At 58.6% G+C, this 17,316-nt stretch carries 17 protein-coding genes; 4 read left to right on the plus strand and 13 right to left on the minus strand.

Features of this window, described 5'->3' with window-relative positions:
- The 8 genes from rodA to leuS all read right to left on the minus strand — a co-directional run bounded on the left by rodA (position 1) and on the right by leuS (position 8,620).
- Positions 1 to 1,104, minus strand: coding sequence for a rod shape-determining protein RodA (gene rodA, locus ACZYTD_RS02605; protein ID WP_463888825.1), 1,104 nt, complete (start codon positions 1,102 to 1,104; stop codon positions 1 to 3).
- Positions 1,101 to 2,990, minus strand: a complete 1,890-nt coding sequence (gene mrdA / locus ACZYTD_RS02610) for a penicillin-binding protein 2 (protein WP_463888828.1) — start codon at positions 2,988 to 2,990, stop codon at positions 1,101 to 1,103. The genes rodA and mrdA overlap by 4 nt, the downstream gene beginning before the upstream one ends.
- Position 2,991: 1 nt before the next feature.
- Positions 2,992 to 3,462 (minus strand): 23S rRNA (pseudouridine(1915)-N(3))-methyltransferase RlmH, encoded by a 471-nt coding sequence (rlmH, locus tag ACZYTD_RS02615; protein ID WP_463888831.1) that lies wholly within the window; start codon positions 3,460 to 3,462, stop codon positions 2,992 to 2,994.
- 2 nt (positions 3,463 to 3,464) lie between these two features.
- Entirely contained in the window at positions 3,465 to 3,806 is a 342-nt protein-coding gene (gene rsfS / locus ACZYTD_RS02620) for a ribosome silencing factor (protein ID WP_463888833.1), read from the minus strand.
- A gap of 66 nt (positions 3,807 to 3,872) precedes the next feature.
- Positions 3,873 to 4,520: a nicotinate-nucleotide adenylyltransferase gene (gene nadD / locus ACZYTD_RS02625; RefSeq protein WP_463888836.1), complete on the minus strand. Its 648-nt coding sequence runs from the start codon at positions 4,518 to 4,520 to the stop codon at positions 3,873 to 3,875.
- Positions 4,517 to 5,542, minus strand: coding sequence for a DNA polymerase III subunit delta (gene holA / locus ACZYTD_RS02630; protein WP_463888838.1), 1,026 nt, complete (start codon positions 5,540 to 5,542; stop codon positions 4,517 to 4,519). The genes nadD and holA overlap by 4 nt, the downstream gene beginning before the upstream one ends.
- A complete protein-coding gene (locus ACZYTD_RS02635) occupies positions 5,542 to 6,030 on the minus strand; it encodes an LPS-assembly lipoprotein LptE (protein WP_463888839.1) in 489 nt (162 codons plus the stop codon). The genes holA and ACZYTD_RS02635 overlap by 1 nt, the downstream gene beginning before the upstream one ends.
- 10 nt (positions 6,031 to 6,040) lie before the next feature.
- Positions 6,041 to 8,620: a leucine--tRNA ligase gene (leuS, locus tag ACZYTD_RS02640; protein WP_463888842.1), complete on the minus strand. Its 2,580-nt coding sequence runs from the start codon at positions 8,618 to 8,620 to the stop codon at positions 6,041 to 6,043.
- Positions 8,621 to 8,783: 163 nt separating this feature from the next.
- Between leuS and ACZYTD_RS02645 the strand changes: the two genes are divergently transcribed.
- The 4 genes from ACZYTD_RS02645 (at position 8,784) to ACZYTD_RS02660 (ending at position 11,727) form a co-directional block, all read left to right on the plus strand.
- Positions 8,784 to 9,260 carry a zinc ribbon-containing protein gene (locus tag ACZYTD_RS02645; protein WP_463888844.1) on the plus strand — a complete coding sequence of 159 codons (477 nt, stop codon included), beginning with the start codon at positions 8,784 to 8,786 and terminating at the stop codon, positions 9,258 to 9,260.
- 251 nt (positions 9,261 to 9,511) lie between these two features.
- Positions 9,512 to 10,435: a L,D-transpeptidase family protein gene (locus tag ACZYTD_RS02650; protein ID WP_463888846.1), complete on the plus strand. Its 924-nt coding sequence runs from the start codon at positions 9,512 to 9,514 to the stop codon at positions 10,433 to 10,435.
- A 209-nt stretch (positions 10,436 to 10,644) separates the two neighbouring features.
- Positions 10,645 to 11,121 carry a hypothetical protein gene (locus tag ACZYTD_RS02655; protein ID WP_463888849.1) on the plus strand — a complete coding sequence of 159 codons (477 nt, stop codon included), beginning with the start codon at positions 10,645 to 10,647 and terminating at the stop codon, positions 11,119 to 11,121.
- 30 nt (positions 11,122 to 11,151) lie between these two features.
- Positions 11,152 to 11,727: an NADAR family protein gene (locus ACZYTD_RS02660; RefSeq protein WP_463888852.1), complete on the plus strand. Its 576-nt coding sequence runs from the start codon at positions 11,152 to 11,154 to the stop codon at positions 11,725 to 11,727.
- On the opposite strand, the gene lnt is transcribed toward ACZYTD_RS02660, so the two are convergent.
- The 5 genes from lnt to miaB form a co-directional block, all read right to left on the minus strand.
- Entirely contained in the window at positions 11,702 to 13,267 is a 1,566-nt protein-coding gene (gene lnt / locus ACZYTD_RS02665; RefSeq protein ID WP_463889071.1) for an apolipoprotein N-acyltransferase, read from the minus strand. The two genes, ACZYTD_RS02660 and lnt, sit on opposite strands and share 26 nt — an antisense overlap.
- A gap of 97 nt (positions 13,268 to 13,364) precedes the next feature.
- Positions 13,365 to 14,252, minus strand: a complete 888-nt coding sequence (gene corC, locus ACZYTD_RS02670; protein WP_463888854.1) for a CNNM family magnesium/cobalt transport protein CorC — start codon at positions 14,250 to 14,252, stop codon at positions 13,365 to 13,367.
- A 17-nt stretch (positions 14,253 to 14,269) separates the two neighbouring features.
- The gene (gene ybeY / locus ACZYTD_RS02675; protein WP_463888856.1) at positions 14,270 to 14,734 is read right to left on the minus strand and encodes an rRNA maturation RNase YbeY; all 465 of its coding nucleotides are present in this window, start codon (positions 14,732 to 14,734) and stop codon (positions 14,270 to 14,272) included.
- Positions 14,731 to 15,795, minus strand: a complete 1,065-nt coding sequence (locus tag ACZYTD_RS02680) for a PhoH family protein (RefSeq protein WP_463888859.1) — start codon at positions 15,793 to 15,795, stop codon at positions 14,731 to 14,733. The genes ybeY and ACZYTD_RS02680 overlap by 4 nt, the downstream gene beginning before the upstream one ends.
- Before the next feature lie 65 nt (positions 15,796 to 15,860).
- The gene (gene miaB / locus ACZYTD_RS02685) at positions 15,861 to 17,291 is read right to left on the minus strand and encodes a tRNA (N6-isopentenyl adenosine(37)-C2)-methylthiotransferase MiaB (RefSeq protein ID WP_463888861.1); all 1,431 of its coding nucleotides are present in this window, start codon (positions 17,289 to 17,291) and stop codon (positions 15,861 to 15,863) included.
- Between the last annotated feature and the right edge of the window lie 25 nt (positions 17,292 to 17,316).

Here is a 17,316-nt window from a genome sequence, read left to right on the forward strand (position 1 = left end):
TCAGGCGAGTAGTCGACGGTGGGTTTGAATAGACATCAGAATGCCAAAGCCCGCGGCCAGCGTCACCATTGAGGTGCCACCATAGCTGATGAGCGGCAAGGGTACCCCCACCACGGGCAGCAGGCCACTGACCATGCCGATGTTAACAAATATGTAGAAGAAGAAGGTCAGGGTCAGGGCACCACCCAGCAGGCGCTCGAAGGAACCTTGGGCTTGCAGGCTGATGGTCATGCAGCGGCTGATGACATAGAGATAGAGGCACATCAAGAGGCAGAAGCCCACTAGACCGAACTCCTCGCTGAACACGGCAAAGATGAAGTCGGTATGTCGCTCGGGTAAAAACTCCAGCTGAGACTGGGTGCCATTGAGCCACCCCTTGCCAAACAGGCCACCGGAGCCGATGGCGATCTTCGACTGAATAATGTGGTAGCCGGTGCCCAATGGGTCAGTTTCTGGATCCAGGAAGGTGAGGACCCGCTGCCGCTGATAATCATGCATCAGGAAGAACCAGAGTACCGGCAGGAAACTGGCCAGTGCCACCCCGGCGGCCAAGATCAGATACCAGTTAATCCCCGCCAGAAAGATGACGAAGATACCGGAAACGGCCACCAGGATGGCGGTGCCCAGATCGGGTTGCTCGGCAATCTGCAGGGTGGGAAATAGCACCAATATCAGGGCTATGATGAGGTGTTTAAACTTGGGTGGCAGAGCATGCCGACTCAGGTAGCCGGCTATGGTCATCGGCATGATGAGTTTTAAAAACTCTGAGGGCTGGAACTTGATAAAGCCCAGATCCAGCCAGCGTTGCGCCCCCTTGCCGATATGGCCAAACACCATGACGCACAGCAGCAGCACTATGCACAAGGCAAAGGCTGGTGGCGCCCAGCGGGCGTAGAAGGAGGGAGGCAACTGGGCCATAAAGATCATCAGCCCGAAGGCCATGCCGGTACGCAGCAGTTGACGGATCAGCATATCCACATGCATACCTGAGGCGGAGTAGAGCACCACCAGGCTGACCAGCAGTAGGGCTAACAGCCCCAGCAGCAGGGGGATGTCGATATGGAAGCGCTGCCAGAGTGATGCGTTAGAGTCTTGTCTAATCATGGGGTAGGTTCCACTGCGGCACTGGCCGGCTGTTCGGGAAGCAGGTAGGCATCCAGCATGGCGCGCACGACCGGGGCCGCATTGGCGCTACCGCCGCCCGCGTTTTCCAGGATCAAGGCGACAACCGCCTTGGGGGCGTCATAGGGGGCGAAGGCGACAAACAGGGCATTATCCCTGTGTTCTTCCTTGATGCGCTTGGCATCATATTTCTGATCTTGCTTCAGGCCCACCACCTGGGCGGTACCTGATTTGCCGGCCGCCTTGTAAGGAGTGTTGGCAAAGGCCTTGCGACCCGTACCTTCGCTGCCGTTGATCACGCGATACATCCCCTCCATGGCCACTTTCCAATAGTTATCATCCTTGACCGCCAGGGCCTTATTGGTCGGCTCCCGGAACGGCTCCTGATGACCATCCCCCTCGCGGATGCTCTTGAGCATGTGGGGTATCACGTTGTGGCCATGTTGGGTGAGAATGCTGTGGGCGCGAGCCAGTTGGATCGGGGTGGCTGTCCAGTAACCCTGGCCTATGCCCACAGATATGGTGTCACCCAGATACCAAGTTTGATGGCGGCGCAGCTTTTTCCAGTCACGGGAGGGCATGACCCCTGTGCTCTCTTCTTTGAGGTCTAGCCCCGAATATTGGCCAAAGCCGAAGGCCGTCATGTACTTGTGCATGGTGTCGATGCCGGTACGGTAGGCCAGATCATAGAAAAAGGTATCGGCTGAGACTTCGATGGCCCGGTAGACATCCAGCCAACCATGGCCCCATTTCTTCCAGTCGCGGAATTTGTGGCTGGAGCCGGGCAGTTGGAAGAAGGGGCCGCCGAAGAAGCGGCTATAGGGGGTGATAGCCCCCTCGTTGAGCCCCATTACCGCCAGCAGGGGTTTGACGGTGGAGGCGGGAGCGTACCCACCCTGACTCACCCGGTTGATCAGGGGGCGGGCCGGATCGGTGAGCAGGGTGGCATACTCCTTGGTGCGGATGCCGCGCACAAACAGATTGGGGTCATAGCTGGGGGAGGAGACCAGAGCCAGTACGCCCCCGCTCTTCGGATCCAGCAGCACTATGCCGGCTCGGCGTCCGGCGAGCAGCTCCTGGGCTTTCTGCTGCAAGCGCAGATCCAGGGTCAGGTAGAGATCCTTGCCCGCCACCGGCGGTTGATACTTGAGGGTGCGGATGACGCGCCCACGGTTGTTGACCTCGACCTCCTGATAGCCGGCCTGGCCATGCAGCAGCTCCTCATAGTTTTTCTCTATGCCCTGCTTACCCATGTCCCGGGTTGCGGCATAGTTAGCCAGTTTACCCTGCTCATCCAGTTGCTGTAGATCCGTGGTGTTGATGCGGGCCACATAACCCAGAGCATGGGTGAAGGTGTCGGCAAAGGGGTAGAAGCGCTTGAGATAAGCCTCGATGCTGGCACCGGGGTAGCGGTGCTGATTCACCGAGAAGGTAGCGACCTGCTCTTCGCTGAGTCGCTCGGCCAGGGTGATGGGATTGAAGCGGCGGTGGCGCTTGACCTCCTTGAGAAATCGCTCCTTCTCCTCCGGCTCCAGCTTCAGCATGGCGATCAGCTCATCCAGCGCTTTGGGCAGATCATCCACCTCTTCGGGTATGATCTCCAGGCTGAAGACGGGGCGATTTTCGGCCAGCAGGGTGCCGTTGCGATCGAAGATGAGACCGCGAGGCGGTGCCACCGGTACGACCTTGATGCGGTTGTCGTTGGAGCGCGTCTGATAGTCATCGTGGTGCACTATCTGCACCACATAGAGGTTGGCAAGCAGCATCAGCGTCAGGACTATGACACCCGCCATGGCGACCATGGCCCGGCGACGAAATAGCGCCGCTTCGGCACTGTTATCCTTGATGGAGATACGCTGGCTCAGCATGTCACTCTCTGTGATAGGGGTGATTGGTGGTGATGCTCCAGGCCCGGTAGAGGCTCTCGGCTACCACCACGCGCACCAGGGGGTGTGGCAGGGTCAGGGGCGAGAGGGACCAGCTCTGCTCGGCCAGGGCCTTGCACTCGGGAGAGAGTCCTTCCGGGCCGCCAATGAGCAGGGCGACATCGCGGCCATCTTGCTTCCAGGCTTCCAGCTGATTCGCCAGTTGCTCCGTGGTCCAGGGTTTACCGGGAATATCCAGGGTGACAATGCGGGCTCCCTTGGCGATAGCCGCCAGGGTCAACTCCCCCTCCTTTTGCAGGATGCGGGCTATGTCCGCATTCTTACCCCGTTTGCCCGCCGGGATCTCAACCAGCTCTAGCGGTAGATCCTTGGGAAAGCGCCGCTGGTACTCATTGAAGCCAGTGGTGACCCAATCCGGCATCTTGGTGCCGACGGCAAACAGTTGGATCTTCATGCTCAGGCCGCCGCCTCGGCAAAGTCACCACGCCACAGTTTTTCCAACTGATAGAGGTGGCGGGTCTCGTCCTGCAGCACATGGATGAGCACATCACCCATGTCCAGTAGCACCCACTCGCCCAGCTCTTTGCCCTCTATACCCAGGGGCTGGAGGCCGGCATGACGCAGCTCATCGGCCACATGCTCGGCGATGGCGCAAACATGGCGATTGGAGTTGCCACTGCAGATGATCATGCAGTCTGTGATGCTGGATTTGCCGCGTACATCGATCATGACGATGTCACGGCCTTTCAAATCGTCGATCTTGTCAGCAATAAAAGCGTGGAGTGGCTGGCCTTGCAAAGAGAAACCTCCGGTATGAGTATCAGCGAGTGGCGCAAAATGGGTTGGTGCGCAACGGGGCGCAGATTATAACACGCTGTCGCCATAGATCCGCCCATGGCGAATATATTCCGCCACCTTCTCAGGCAACCAGGCGGCAGGAAGCTCGCCCGACCGTAGCGCCTGGCGCAGCGCGGTGGCGGAAATGGCGATGGGATCGTTGTTCAGCAGCAACAACAGACCTGCCAGTTGACCATGCACGGCCAGCGGATCCTGGCAGCTATGGCGGGCTAAAAATTGTTGGATCTCGGGTGAGAAGTCGGGTTGCCAGCCGGGGCGCACACTCACCACCAGATGGGCGTAGTCGGTGAGTTCTTGCCAGCGATGCCAGCGGCTGAGGCCGAGCAGGGAGTCCATGCCGATGAGAAAACAGAGCGGGGTATCCGGCAACTCGCGCCTGAGTTCAATCAGGGTATCGATGGTATAGGAGGGGTGGCTACGTTTGAGCTCTCTATCATCCACCCGAAAACCGGGCAGGCTGCTGGCTGCCAGCTGGGCCATGGCCAGACGCTGTGCGCTGCTGGCCACAGGCTGGGGTCTATGGGGTGGAATGTGGTTGGGCAGCAGGCGTAGCTCGGCCAGCTGCAGTTGTTGCATGGCGTGCTGGGCCGGTAGCAGATGGCCGTTGTGGATGGGGTCGAAAGTGCCCCCCAGTATGCCGATGGCCCGCTTCATGGCAGCAGAAACTCCAGGCCGCTCGGGTTCTTGAAGCCAATACAGAGGCTTTGTAGCAACAGCCAGGCCTCCTCCTGCTCAAAGCGGCGCACACTGCTATCCAGTTGCACGGTCAAACTGACGAGTTGGTGTAGCTGGTGACTGTTCAGCCGCTGCAGGGCGCTCTGATACAGAGGTTGACGGCTGGACCAGACTCGAGCCTGCTCCAGCAAGGGGCCCAAGGCTTGCCCCTCTTCCATGGCCAATCTCAGCCGAAGCAACTGTTCCAGCTCCCGAGCCAGGCTCCAGCAGAGCATGCCCGCCTCCACCCCTTCGCCACGCAGCTGCAGCAGCATACGCTGGGCGCGATTGGCCTTGCCCTCCAGCAGGGTGTCTATGAACTGAAAGGGGGTGAAGTGGTTTTGCTGGGTGATGTTTTCCTGCAGCGCCTGCAGCTTGATGGGTTGTGGCAGGCCTAGCAGGGCCAGTTTTTCCACCGCTTGGGCGGCGCCTAACAGATTGCCTTCGAAGGCGTGGCAGAGAAATTGGATCGCCTCTGGCTGCAGAGCAATGGCAGCCTGCTGGCAGCGATTCTGCATCCAGCGGGTGAAGTGGCGTCCCTCGGGAAAGGTGATGGGGAGGTAGACCCCCAGGCGATTGAGGCCGTCGAACCATTTGGCCTTGCTTTGGGCTGCAGAGAGCCGGGGCCCGGAGACAAGCAACAGCAGATCGGGATGCAGGGCCGCCTGGATGGCCTGGATGCGTTCGGCCCACTCCTTGGGGGACTTCTCGCCCAACTCCAGCTCCAATATCTGGCGGCTGGCAAACAGGCTCAGGGCATGGCAGCTGGCCAGCACCTGCTCCCAATCCGGGTTGTCATCGGTAGCATAACGGTAGCGCTCGCTAAAGCCTTGCTGCAGGGCGGCGGCGCGGATGGCATCCAGCGCCTCCTGCTTTTGTAGAGGTTCATCGCCAAACACCAGATAGCAGGGCTTGAGCCCTGCCTTGAGATGAGCGTCGAGTTGTTCCGGGTAGAGCCGCATCAGTACTTGAGGCGGCTGAGCTGGATCAGGATCAGATCCGCCGATTGCTCGAGCATCTCATGAGTGAGCTGCTCCTGCTCACGGCTGGAGGCCAGGGCCTCCGAACTCTTGTTGAGGAAGCTGCGGTTAAAGGTGGCGTTGAACTTCTGGGGCTCATGATTTGGCAGCGAGAGGCTGTACTGGGTATTGAACTGCATTATGTACTCCACGTCTTGGGAGCGGCTATCCACCGAGGCTACCTGATTGTTAATCTGGATATTGCCCAGGGTCAGTTGGGGGACATCGGATCGTCCTTCCACCAATTGGACGCCCACCCGCTCGAGACGGATGGCGACCATGCGGTAGAGATCGCTCTTATCGTCGCCGTTCAACTGCACCTTTTGATATTCGGGGGGGATGTTGATCGCCCCCCGCATATGTAAACCGCAGCCAGAGAGCCACAGGCCCAGCAGGGGCAACAGCAACCAACGAGTTAGGCCTGTGTTCATCATCACCTCTTTATGCCACAACCAGATTCAGCAGCTTGCCCGGCACATAAATGGCCTTGCGCACTTCCTTGCCTTCGGTGAATTTGGCCACGCTGCTATCGGCAAAAGCCAGAGCCTTGACCTGCTCTTCGCTGGCATCCGCAGGCACGGTAAGTTTGCCGCGCACCTTACCGTTGACCTGTACCACCACCAGCTTTTCATCCTCCACCAAGGCGGAACTGTCGGCCACTGGCCACTGGGCATCATCGATGACGCCACTACCACCCAACTCTTGCCACAGGGCAAAACCTATGTGGGGGGTGATGGGGTAGAGCATCAGGATCACCTTGCTCAGCACTTCGCGGGTCAGGGCGCGGTCTTGCTCGGACTCTTGCGCTGCCTTGGCCAGCCGGTTCATCAGCTCCATGATGGCGGCGATGGCGGTGTTGAAGGTCTGACGACGACCTATGTCATCGGATACCTTGGCTATGGTCTTGTGCAGCTCACGGCGCAGCGCCTTCTGCTCATTGCTGAGGCTGGCAACATCCAGAGCCCCTACTGGGCCTCGGGCCGTATGCTCGGCCACCGCCTTCCACAGTCGGCGCAGGAAGCGTTGGGCTCCCTCGACTCCGGACTCCTGCCACTCCAGGGTCATGTCGGCCGGGGAGGCAAACATCATGAACAGACGCACGGTATCGGCGCCGTAACGCTCGACCATCAGTTGCGGGTCTATGCCGTTGTTCTTGGACTTGGACATCTTGGTCATGCCGGTGTGGATCACCTCACGCCCCTCGTTGTCCACGGCCTTGATGATGCGCCCCTTCTCGTCGCGCTCCACCTTCACATCCACCGGACTGACCCAGACGCGGGCGCCGTGTTCGGTGTAGTAGAAGGCATCGGCCAGCACCATGCCCTGACAGAGCAGACGGGTGAAGGGCTCATCGCTCTTGACCATGCCGGCATCGCGCAGCAGCTTGTGGAAGAAGCGGGCATAGAGCAGGTGCATACAGGCGTGTTCGATGCCACCGATATATTGATCCACCGGCAGCCAGTGGTTGGCGCGTTCACTGTCCAGCATCCCCTCTTGGTAATCGGGGCTGCAGTAGCGAGCGTAGTACCAGGAGGACTCCATGAAGGTGTCGAAAGTGTCGGTCTCGCGCAGGGCCGGTTGGCCGTTAAAGCTGGCCTTGGCCCACTCGGCATCGGCCTTGATGGGGCTCTGTACCCCATCCATCACCACCTCTTCCGGCAGGATCACCGGCAGTTGATCGTGAGGCGCGGGCACCACACTGCCATCTTCCAGGGTCAGCATGGGGATAGGGGCGCCCCAGTAGCGTTGGCGGGAAACCCCCCAGTCGCGCAGGCGGAAGTTGACAGTGCGCTTGCCCTTGCCCAGGGCTTCGAGCTTGGCGCAGATGGCATCGAAGGCGGCCTGGAAGGCCAGACCATCAAATTCGCCAGAGTTGAACAGTAGGCCCTTGTCGGTATAGGCCACGGCACTGATATCCAGCTCGCTGCCATCTGTCGGGCGGATGACGCCGCGGATCTCCAGACCATACTTCTGGGCAAATTCGTAGTCGCGCTGATCGTGGGCCGGTACGGCCATGACAGCGCCGGTACCGTAGTCCATCAGTACGAAGTTAGCCACCATGATGGGGACGCGGCGACCAGCGAGTGGATGCAGGGCATAGAGGCCAGTAGCCATCCCCTTCTTCTCCATGGTGGCGAGCTCGGCTTCGGCCACCTTGGTGTTCTTGCACTCTTCGATGAAGTGAGCCAGGGCCGGATTGTGCTCGGCAGCCTGCTTGGCCAGCGGGTGCCCGGCGGCCACGGCCACGTAGGTAACGCCCATCAGGGTGTCTGGGCGGGTGGTGTAGATATCGAAGTGTTCGTCACTGCCGTCGACGGCGAAGGTCATGGTCAGGCCTTCGGAGCGGCCAATCCAGTTGCGCTGCATGGTCTTGACCATCTCCGGCCAGCCATCAAGTTTATCCAGATCGGTCAGCAGCTCTTCGGCATAGGCGGTGATCTTGATAAACCACTGGGGGATCTCTTTTTGCTCCACCGGGGTATCACAGCGCCAGCAACAGCCATCCTGCACCTGCTCGTTGGCCAGCACCGTCTGGTCATTCGGGCACCAGTTAACGGAGGAGGTCTTCTTGTAAACCAGCCCCTTGTTATAGAGCTCGGTAAAGAACCACTGTTCCCAGCGATAGTATTCCGGCGTACAGGTGGCGATTTCGCGATCCCAGTCGTAGGCCAGCCCCAGCATCTTCAACTGGCGCTTCATGTAGGCGATATTTTCGTAGGTCCACTTGGCGGGGGCTGTGTTGTTCTTGATGGCGGCATTTTCTGCCGGCAGGCCGAAAGCGTCCCAACCTATGGGTTGCATCACATTTTTGCCATTCAGGCGCTGGTAACGGGAGATGACATCACCGATGGTGTAGTTGCGCACATGCCCCATGTGTAGACGACCAGACGGATAGGGGAACATGGAGAGACAGTAAAACTTCTCTTTGTCGACCTTTTCTACGGCCTTGAAAGTCAGATTCTTATCCCAGTGCTGCTGTACGGCCGGCTCCAGGTCTTGGGGATTATAATGTTCTTGCATGGCTGACATCAGTGACATCCGATATGTGTGAATTGGATAGGCTATCCTGTTAGAAAACCACCATAGAATACTTGCTAACGTTCACACCAACAATAGTGATGGGCTGGCAGTCAACCATGAGTGCGGTTGGCTGCTTTCCTTAGTTGCCAAGAGGAGTCAGGTTATGCCCAAAGAGTTGAGAGGCTATGCCGCGTTTATCGAGCGACTGAAGGCCGAGTGGCGTGCCGCCGAGCCTGAGGCCAATTTAAGCAAGTTATTGGAGCGCACCCAAGCCTATCTGGAGGCCGCGGGTGAGCTGACTCGAGATGAGCTGGCGCTCATCGCCGAGTATGTCCGGGAGGATCTGCGGGAGTTCGAGGAGGCTCCCGGCGGCTATAAGGACTCGGCCTTCTTTAATGCCTTGCAGGAGTCCATTTGGGGTTGGCTGCTGGAGTTGACCGACCGCACTCAGGTGGAGTGGCAGGCGGTGCTGGATGAGGTGCAGCACAAAGGCGTCTATAAGGTCGGTGATCGTATGTCTTTGGGGGTCTTGGTGTGCAACCAGTGCGGCCACCGCCGTTGGGTGCTGCACCCTGAGCGCATAGTCAGTTGTATCGAGTGTGGCGGCAGTGAATTTAGTCGCGAGGCCTTGGCTCCCTGATACGGTTGTTTTGAGATATTTGGCATCTGCAACGCAATACCCCGAGTAAAGATGGGCGCCAAGTGCGCCCTTCTCTTTCCTCTGCGCCTTCTTCGGTCCTTTTTTCTGTGCCAGCCATCACGCTAGAGTTGAAATCTTGCTCGGTTCGGGGAAAAATGCCGGGCTTGGTCACGAACTCATCTGTCATGAGCGTCAGACCCACCACATGCCGTGGTTATTTGCTTGGTATCAGAGAACCTTACAGGACTTTTATGAACATCCTTCGCTCCACCGCCTCAGCCTTGTTGTTTGGTCTGACCTTGAACAGTTTGCCGGCCTCGGCCCTCGAATACGCCCTGCCTGCGGCCAACAGCCGACTGATTGGTGATAACCAGGAGTATGTGGTTCCTGATGATAAACAGCCTCTGGAGACGATTGCGGCTCAGTTTCAGTTGGGTTTGACCAACATGCTGGAAGCTAATCCGGGTGTGGATCCCTACCTGCCCAAGGCTGGCAGCGTGCTGAAGATACCGCACCAGTTGATCCTGCCGGATGCACCTCGTGAAGGTATTGTCATCAACGTGGCGGAAATGCGTCTTTACTACTACCCCAAGGGGCGCAATGTGGTGGAGGTTTTGCCGATCGGCATAGGTCAGCTGGGGACTGATACTCCGGAAAACTGGGTGACCTCGGTGCAACGCAAGCGGGCCAATCCGACTTGGACGCCGACAGCTAAGGTCCATGCCGAGTACGCCGCCAAAGGTGAGCCTCTGCCCGCCGTCGTTCCGGCCGGTCCTGAAAACCCCATGGGGCTGTTTGCTCTTTACATCGGCCGCCTCTACGCCGTGCATGGTACCAACGCCTCGTTTGGCATTGGCTTGCGGGTCAGCCATGGCTGTGTGCGTCTGCGCAACGAAGATATCGAATACCTGTTTAACCAGGTCCCGGTCGGTACCCGAGTGCAATTCGTGAACCAACCCGTAAAGGCGACAGTAGAGCCGGATGGCGGTCGCTACCTGGAAGTGCACCAGCCCCTGTCTCGCAGCCAGGATGAGTTGCAATCCACCCTGGATGCTCCGCTGCCCATGACGCCGACTATTACCCGCTTCATCGCCAACAAGGATAGTGACTCCTTCATGGTCAAGCAGACCCTGGAGCAGCGTACCGGCATGCCAGAGCGCCTCAATCCGGTCTAAACGCCGGCAAAGATTCAGTCAACGGCGACCCTAGGGTCGCCGTTTTTGTTTAATAAAGAGTGACGGTGCGGTCACTTGGCCAAGGTGGAGTGCCGCTCATTTTTTTATGGTAATACCAATTACGGGAGTGGATAGCTGTATGCCGATGCCAAGAGCTTAGAATGGCTCTGTTGGCCGAACTGGCGGCTAGCTAAACAGGAGGTTTATCCATGCTGCGATCTGTGTTCCGCCCGTTGTGGCCCTTGTTGTTGCTCCCCGTGCTGGTTTCCAGCGCTTCGGCTGAGATGCTGTTTCAGGTGAGTCGTTCCTCGGCAACCACCCCGACCGATTTCTACTCCACCTCGTGCCGTATCAGTAGCACGGGATTTGTGGTGATAGAGAGATCAGTCTGGTTGTGGGGCACCCAAGATACGCTGCGCTCGGTCGAGACCAAAAACGTCAAACTCAGCGCCAAGACACTCCGCTCGGCTATCGAACAATTGTCATATGGCAACATTAGCGGCAATATGTTGATTGGCGGCGGGGCTCATATGTACCTGGCTTATCAGTTACAAAAGGATGGCTCGAAAAAGGAGATCCTTGTCTCGGATGAGTTTGGCGGCGTGCGCAATGATTCGCCTCTGGTAAAACCCTTGAAAACCTTTATTGATGGCATCTGCGGGCAGATCCCCGCGCCAGGTGCCTAGCCGCCGCTCCCTTACCAACAGGAGGCTCTCATGACCAAGCCATCCCATCGCTATCCGCACCCGCTATTGGCACGTCTGATCGAGCAGGCGGCGCGGGAGCCTGAACTGGAGTACCTTGCGTTTTGGGGGCCCATCCCCACTCTGGGTAAGCCGCTTGGACCTGGCGTGCTATGCCAGTGGTGGGATGCCTCTTTTGAGGTGGCAGGCGTGCGCTATTCAACCGCCGAGCACTACATGATGGCGGCTAAGGCCAGACTGTTTGGTGATGAGGAGATGGTGGCGCGAATTGTCGCCTCGCAAGATCCTAGCGAAGCCCAATATCTGGGGCGTAAGGTACAGGGCTATGATGAGGCCCTGTGGGCTTGTCGCCGCTATGCGATTGTTGTCGAGGGTAATCTGCACAAGTTCAGCCAGCATAGGCCGTTGCAGGATTACCTGGTGGGGACAGGGGAGGCGGTACTGGTCTCCGCCAACCCCACTGACCGGGTATGGAGCATAGGCTATGCCGATGATGCGCTAGAGGTCACCACGCCCGCCTTGTGGCGTGGTGCCAATCTATTGGGGTTTGCCCTGATGCAGGTTAGAGCCCAGCTGCGTCACTCTTAAGGGCGAACTTGCGCTGATACCAGAAGGCGCCCAGCAACGCCATGACTACAAAGCCAAATAGCGGCCAGCTGCCGATGCGGTTATAGGGGGTTTGTCCCTTAGCCGGTGCCACTTCCACGCGTAATACCTCCTGCTTGAACTGGGGCAAGATACCCAGTTGCTTACCCTTGCCATCAAAGGCGACCGTGACGCCACTGTTGGTGGCGCGAATGAGCGGCTTGCCAAATTCAATGGCGCGCATGCGGGTGATCTCCATATGCTGCCAGGGGCCGTGGGTGGTACCAAACCAGGTGTCGTTGCTCACCGTCAGTAGATAGTCGGTATCGGCATGGACGTTCTGCCGTAGCTCATCGGAGAAGGCCATTTCGTAGCAGATGGCGGGGGCGAAGCGATAGCCATTGGCCAACAGGTTAGTTTGCACTGTCTCTCCCCGGCTGAATGAGGACATGGGGAGATTGAAGAAGGGGGCAATGGGGCGCAGCAGATTGCCAAAGGGGACAAACTCGCCAATTGGCAGCAGGTGACTCTTGTAATAACGGCTACCTTGGCCGAAACGATATGCCTCCTTACCTGCGGTATCGATCTGACCTATGCTGATGAGGCCGTTGTAGAAGCGGCCATGATCAGGATCCATATACTGGATGCCGGTAATAAAACCCACCTTATTGAAGCGCATGGCACTGTCGATATTGGCGAGAAACGGCTGCATCTCATTTTCCAGGGCGGGGATGGCCGATTCAGGCCAGACCATGATGGTGGTGTCCTGGTGATCCCGGCTCATGTCCAGATAACGCAGCAGGGTGGGTTTGATGTTCTTCGGATCCCACTTGGCGGCCTGAGGAATATTGCCCTGCATCAGGGCAAACTTGACGGGCTTGCCAGCTTGCGTCCACTCGATGCGTTGCAACAGGCCACCCGCGCCATACAGCGCCAGGGGCAGCAGCAGCCAGAGCGGGCGGCGCTGGCGCAGTGCCAGAGAGATGGCGCCTGCGGCAATCAGCAGGGCCAGCGTCACGCCCTGAACTCCCAGCACGGGGGCTATCCCCACCAGAGGCGAGTCGATCTGGCTGTAGCCAAACCAGAGCCAGGGAAAGCCGGTAAGAATATGGCCCATGGCCCAGTCTGATAGCAGCCAGAGGGCGGGTAGGGTGAAGAGCGGGCGTAGCCAGGCGGGCTCTTGCTTCGCGCGGGGAAACAGCTTGGCCAACAGGCCGCAGGCCAGGGCGGGATAGATCGCCAGGTAGGCCGCCAGCAGCGCGACCATCAAGAAGGCGACCGGCAGGGCTATGCCCCCAAAGGCCGTCATGCTGACATGGATCCACCACAGACCTGGCAGGTTGAGGCCGAAGGCGAAACAGAAGCCCAGCAGGGCAGCGCGGCGCGCGCCCTGCCCAGGCAGCAGCAGGTTCAGGCCCACCAGGGTCAACAGCGCTAGGGGCCAAATATTCCAGGGGGCGAAGGCAGGTACAGTAGCGGCGCCCAGCAGGGTGGCAATAAGGGGGGCGCGCCAGCCAGCTGTGAGAGAAGCGAGTCGAGTCATCATAGGGTCTAAGTTAGTGAGCTTGAGTCAGAAAATGGGAAGGCCAGTGCAGGGCACCGGCCAATTTAAGCTGTCGTCAACGGCAGTTGGTCCGCTCTTACGGCTGCTCTTGACTATCACCCTCAGCTTCGTGGGTCTGGGGGATCTTCACCTGCAGTTGCAGCAGACGACGGCGATCGGCATGCACCACCTTGAAGCTGAAGTCGGCCAGCGTCACTGACTCTCCCTTCTTGGGCAGATGGCCGAAGGCATGCATCACCAGACCGCCCACCGTATCGACCTCTTCATCGCTGAAGTTGCTGTCGAAGAATTCATTGAACTCTTCAATCGGCGTCAGACCATGAACGGCGAAGACACTCTTGCTGATCCGGCGGATCTGCTCTTGCTCCTCGTCTCCGGCATCGTACTCATCCTCGATCTCGCCGACGATAAGCTCCAGTATATCCTCTATGGTGACTAGGCCCGAGACGCCGCCGAACTCATCGACCACTATGGCCATGTGATAGCGCTGCTGCTGAAACTCCTTGAGCAGGCGATCCACGCGCTTGCTTTCCGGTACCACTACGGCCTGGCGCAGCACCTTATCAAAGGTGAAGGGCTCGTCGGTGAGGCCGAAGGCGAATTGCAGCAGATCCTTGGCTAGCAAGATCCCCTCTACATGATCCTTGTCTTCGTTGATGACCGGAAAACGGGAGTGGGCAGAGTCGATTATGATGGGCAGGAAGGTGGCGACCGGCTGATTGCGGCGTATGGTGACCATCTGGGAGCGGGGTATCATGATGTCACGTACCCGTAGCTCGGCGATCTCGAGCACCCCCTCGATCATCTCTTTGGTCTCTTCATCAATGACGTCGCGCTCTTCGGCATCCTGGATCATGCCTACCAGCTCATGGCGATCCTTAGGTTCGCCCTGAAACAGGTGGCTCAAGCGATCGAGCCATTTCTTGCGCTGTGGGGTCGTGGGCTGACTCTGTTCGTCACTCATGATGATTGGATGTGTCCTTAGATCTCATCGTCTTGGTAAGGGTTGGCAAAGCCGAGTGCCGCCAGGAATTCTATCTCCAGGGCTTCCATCTCTTCGGCTTCGTCATCTTCAATATGATCATACCCTAGCAAATGCAGGCTGCCATGCACAACCATATGGGCCCAATGGGCCGCTAATGGCTTGTTTTGCTCCTGGGCTTCCTGCTCTACCACCTGACGGCAGATGATGAGATCGCCCAGCAAGGGGAGCTCAATGCCGGGTGGGCACTCAAAGGGGAAGGAGAGCACATTGGTGGGTTTATCCTTGCCGCGATAGGTGAGATTCAGCTCATTGCTCTCGGCGACATCCACCAGGCGAATGGTCACCTCGGCCTCCTGTTGGAAGGGAAGGATGGCGGCATCCAGCCAGCGTTGAAACTCGGCTTCGGTGGGCAGGCCGCTCTCATCGGCGCAGGCCAGTTGCAGATCGAGAATGACACTCATGCTTGTGGCTCCTGAGGATGATGACCCGACTTACGTTCGGCCTCGAGGCGGCGTTGCTGCTCCTCGAAGGATTCATAAGCCTGGACTATGCGTGCGACAACCGGATGACGAACCACATCGCCGGCCTGGAAAAAGTTGAAGGAGAGCCCCTCGACACCGCTTAACACCTCGATGGCATGGCGCAGGCCCGATTTTTGGTTGCGCGGCAAGTCGATCTGGGTGATGTCGCCTGTGACTACCGCCTTGGAGTTGAAGCCGATGCGGGTGAGGAACATCTTCATCTGCTCTACCGAGGTGTTCTGCCCTTCGTCCAGTATGATGAAGGCATCGTTCAGGGTGCGGCCGCGCATATAGGCCAGTGGGGCTATCTCGATCACCTGGCGCTCGATCAATTTTTCCACCCGTTCGAAACCCAGCATCTCGAACAGGGCGTCATAGAGGGGGCGCAAGTAAGGATCCACCTTCTGGGAGAGATCGCCCGGCAAAAAACCCAGTTTCTCGCCCGCCTCTACCGCCGGGCGGGTCAGCAGGATGCGACGTACTTCTTGCCGCTCCAGGGCATCCACCGCAGCGGCCACGGCCAGATAGGTCTTGCCGGTACCGGCTGGGCCTATGCCAAAGGTGATGTCATGGGTTACCACATTGGCCAGGTATTGGGCTTGATTCGGGGTGCGGGGTTTGACCATGCCGCGCTTGGTCTTGATGTTGACCTCCTTGCCATAGGGGAGGGTGCCCGCAGCCTCATCCGGTTCGCTCTGCGCTTGCTCCAGGGCGTGGCAACCCGCTATGGCCAGATGAACCTGCTCTGGCGTCAGGTCGATAAGCTTCTGGCCGCGTAGGGGCTGCGTCTCCACATAGAGCTGTTTGAGCAGCTCAAAGACGGCTTGGGCTTGGATCGCTTTACCCAGTATCTGGAAGTGGTTGTGGCGGTAGACGATCTCGACCCCTAGACGGCGTTCGATCTGCTTGATGTTGTCATCAAAAGGGCCGCACAGGCTGGCCAGCCGTTGTGCATCGGCTGGCTCTAGGTGCAGATCCAGGGTGGTGATATGACGGCTCAATGTATCCTCTCGGGCAATGCTCTCGGACGAATTAGAAAACGGGGGCGCAGCGGCCCCCGGCAGGCTCAGGGACGGAAGGTGGCGACACCCAGCTCATCGGCCACGCCATCGGGGCGACGGGCCAGGATCTCGCTGGGGCGAATGCTTTGGCGCAACGCCATCTGGGCTTCGGTACGTACTAGCTTGCCACGCAGGGAGTGGGGGAACACTTCGGTGATCTCCACATCGACAAACTGACCAATCAGGCGAGCATCCCCCTCGAAGTTGACGACGCGACTGTTTTCGGTACGACCGCGCAGCTCCATCACGTCATTCTTCGACGGACCTTCCACCAGAATGCGCTGGATGGTGCCGAACATTTCCCGACTGTACTGCATGGCCTGGTTGTTGATGACCTGCTGCAGGTGATAGAGACGCTCCTTCTTCACCTCCATGGGAGTGTCATCCGGCATGTCGGCGGCCGGCGTGCCGGGGCGCGGACTGAAGATGAAGCTGAAACTCATATCGAATTTCACATCGTCGATGAGCTTCATGGTGCGGGCGAAGTCCTCATCCGTCTCACCGGGGAAGCCGACGATAAAGTCGGAGCTGATGGTGATGTCCGGACGAGCCGCCCGCAGCTTGCGGATCTTGGATTTGTACTCTAGCGCCGTGTGCGGGCGCTTCATCATAGTCAGGATACGATCCGAACCACTCTGCACTGGCAGGTGCAGGAAGCTGACCAGCTCGGGGGTATCCTTGTAGACCTCGACGATATCGTCGGTGAATTCGATAGGATGACTGGTGGTGTAGCGAATGCGATCTATCCCGTCGATGGCGGCGACCAGACGTAGCAACTGGGCGAAGGAGCAGATCTCGCCATCATGGGTCGGGCCCCGATAGGCGTTGACGTTCTGCCCCAGCAGGTTGACTTCACGCACGTCTTGGGCGGCCAGCTGGGCAATTTCGAACAACACATCGTCGAGTGGACGGCTCACCTCTTCGCCCCGGGTATAGGGCACCACGCAGTAGGTGCAGTATTTGGAGCACCCCTCCATGATGGAGACATAGGCGGTCGGGCCTTCGGCGCGGGGTTCGGGCAGGGCATCGAACTTCTCGATCTCGGGGAAGGAGACATCCACCTGAGCGCCCTTGCCACCTTGCACTTGCTTGATCATCTCAGGCAGGCGGTGCAGGGTCTGGGGGCCGAAGACGATATCGACCTGTGGCGCTCGCTGGCGAATGGCATCACCCTCTTGGGAGGCGACACAGCCGCCGACGGCGATCACCAGATCAGGATTTTGCTTCTTCAGCTCTTTCCAGCGACCCAGTTGGTGGAACAGTTTCTCCTGGGCCTTTTCCCGGATTGAACAGGTGTTAAGCACCAGTACATCGGCCTCATCGGCCAGCTCGGTGGCCTCATAGCCTTGGGAGGCGCCCAACAGATCGGCCATTTTGGACGAGTCGTACTCGTTCATCTGACAGCCCCAGGTCTTGATATGCACTTTTTTGCTCATGGAGATTCTTGCGTACTTACCTAAA

The sequence above is a fragment of the Pseudaeromonas sp. HNCC25DJ180 genome (assembly GCF_055413345.1).

Bases quoted from the DNA above. Each gene is read 5' to 3' on its own strand.
- rodA (WP_463888825.1), bottom strand. From the start codon at position 1,104: ATGATTAGACAAGACTCTAACGCATCACTCTGGCAGCGCTTCCATATC.
- mrdA (WP_463888828.1), bottom strand. From the start codon at position 2,990: ATGCTGAGCCAGCGTATCTCCATCAAGGATAACAGTGCCGAAGCGGCG.
- rlmH (WP_463888831.1), bottom strand. From the start codon at position 3,462: ATGAAGATCCAACTGTTTGCCGTCGGCACCAAGATGCCGGATTGGGTC.
- nadD (WP_463888836.1), bottom strand. From the start codon at position 4,520: ATGAAGCGGGCCATCGGCATACTGGGGGGCACTTTCGACCCCATCCAC.
- holA (WP_463888838.1), bottom strand. From the start codon at position 5,542: ATGCGGCTCTACCCGGAACAACTCGACGCTCATCTCAAGGCAGGGCTC.
- ACZYTD_RS02635 (WP_463888839.1), bottom strand. From the start codon at position 6,030: ATGAACACAGGCCTAACTCGTTGGTTGCTGTTGCCCCTGCTGGGCCTG.
- leuS (WP_463888842.1), bottom strand. From the start codon at position 8,620: ATGCAAGAACATTATAATCCCCAAGACCTGGAGCCGGCCGTACAGCAG.
- ACZYTD_RS02645 (WP_463888844.1), top strand. From the start codon at position 8,784: ATGCCCAAAGAGTTGAGAGGCTATGCCGCGTTTATCGAGCGACTGAAG.
- ACZYTD_RS02650 (WP_463888846.1), top strand. From the start codon at position 9,512: ATGAACATCCTTCGCTCCACCGCCTCAGCCTTGTTGTTTGGTCTGACC.
- ACZYTD_RS02655 (WP_463888849.1), top strand. From the start codon at position 10,645: ATGCTGCGATCTGTGTTCCGCCCGTTGTGGCCCTTGTTGTTGCTCCCC.
- ACZYTD_RS02660 (WP_463888852.1), top strand. From the start codon at position 11,152: ATGACCAAGCCATCCCATCGCTATCCGCACCCGCTATTGGCACGTCTG.
- lnt (WP_463889071.1), bottom strand. From the start codon at position 13,267: ATGACTCGACTCGCTTCTCTCACAGCTGGCTGGCGCGCCCCCCTTATT.
- corC (WP_463888854.1), bottom strand. From the start codon at position 14,252: ATGAGTGACGAACAGAGTCAGCCCACGACCCCACAGCGCAAGAAATGG.
- ybeY (WP_463888856.1), bottom strand. From the start codon at position 14,734: ATGAGTGTCATTCTCGATCTGCAACTGGCCTGCGCCGATGAGAGCGGC.
- miaB (WP_463888861.1), bottom strand. From the start codon at position 17,291: ATGAGCAAAAAAGTGCATATCAAGACCTGGGGCTGTCAGATGAACGAG.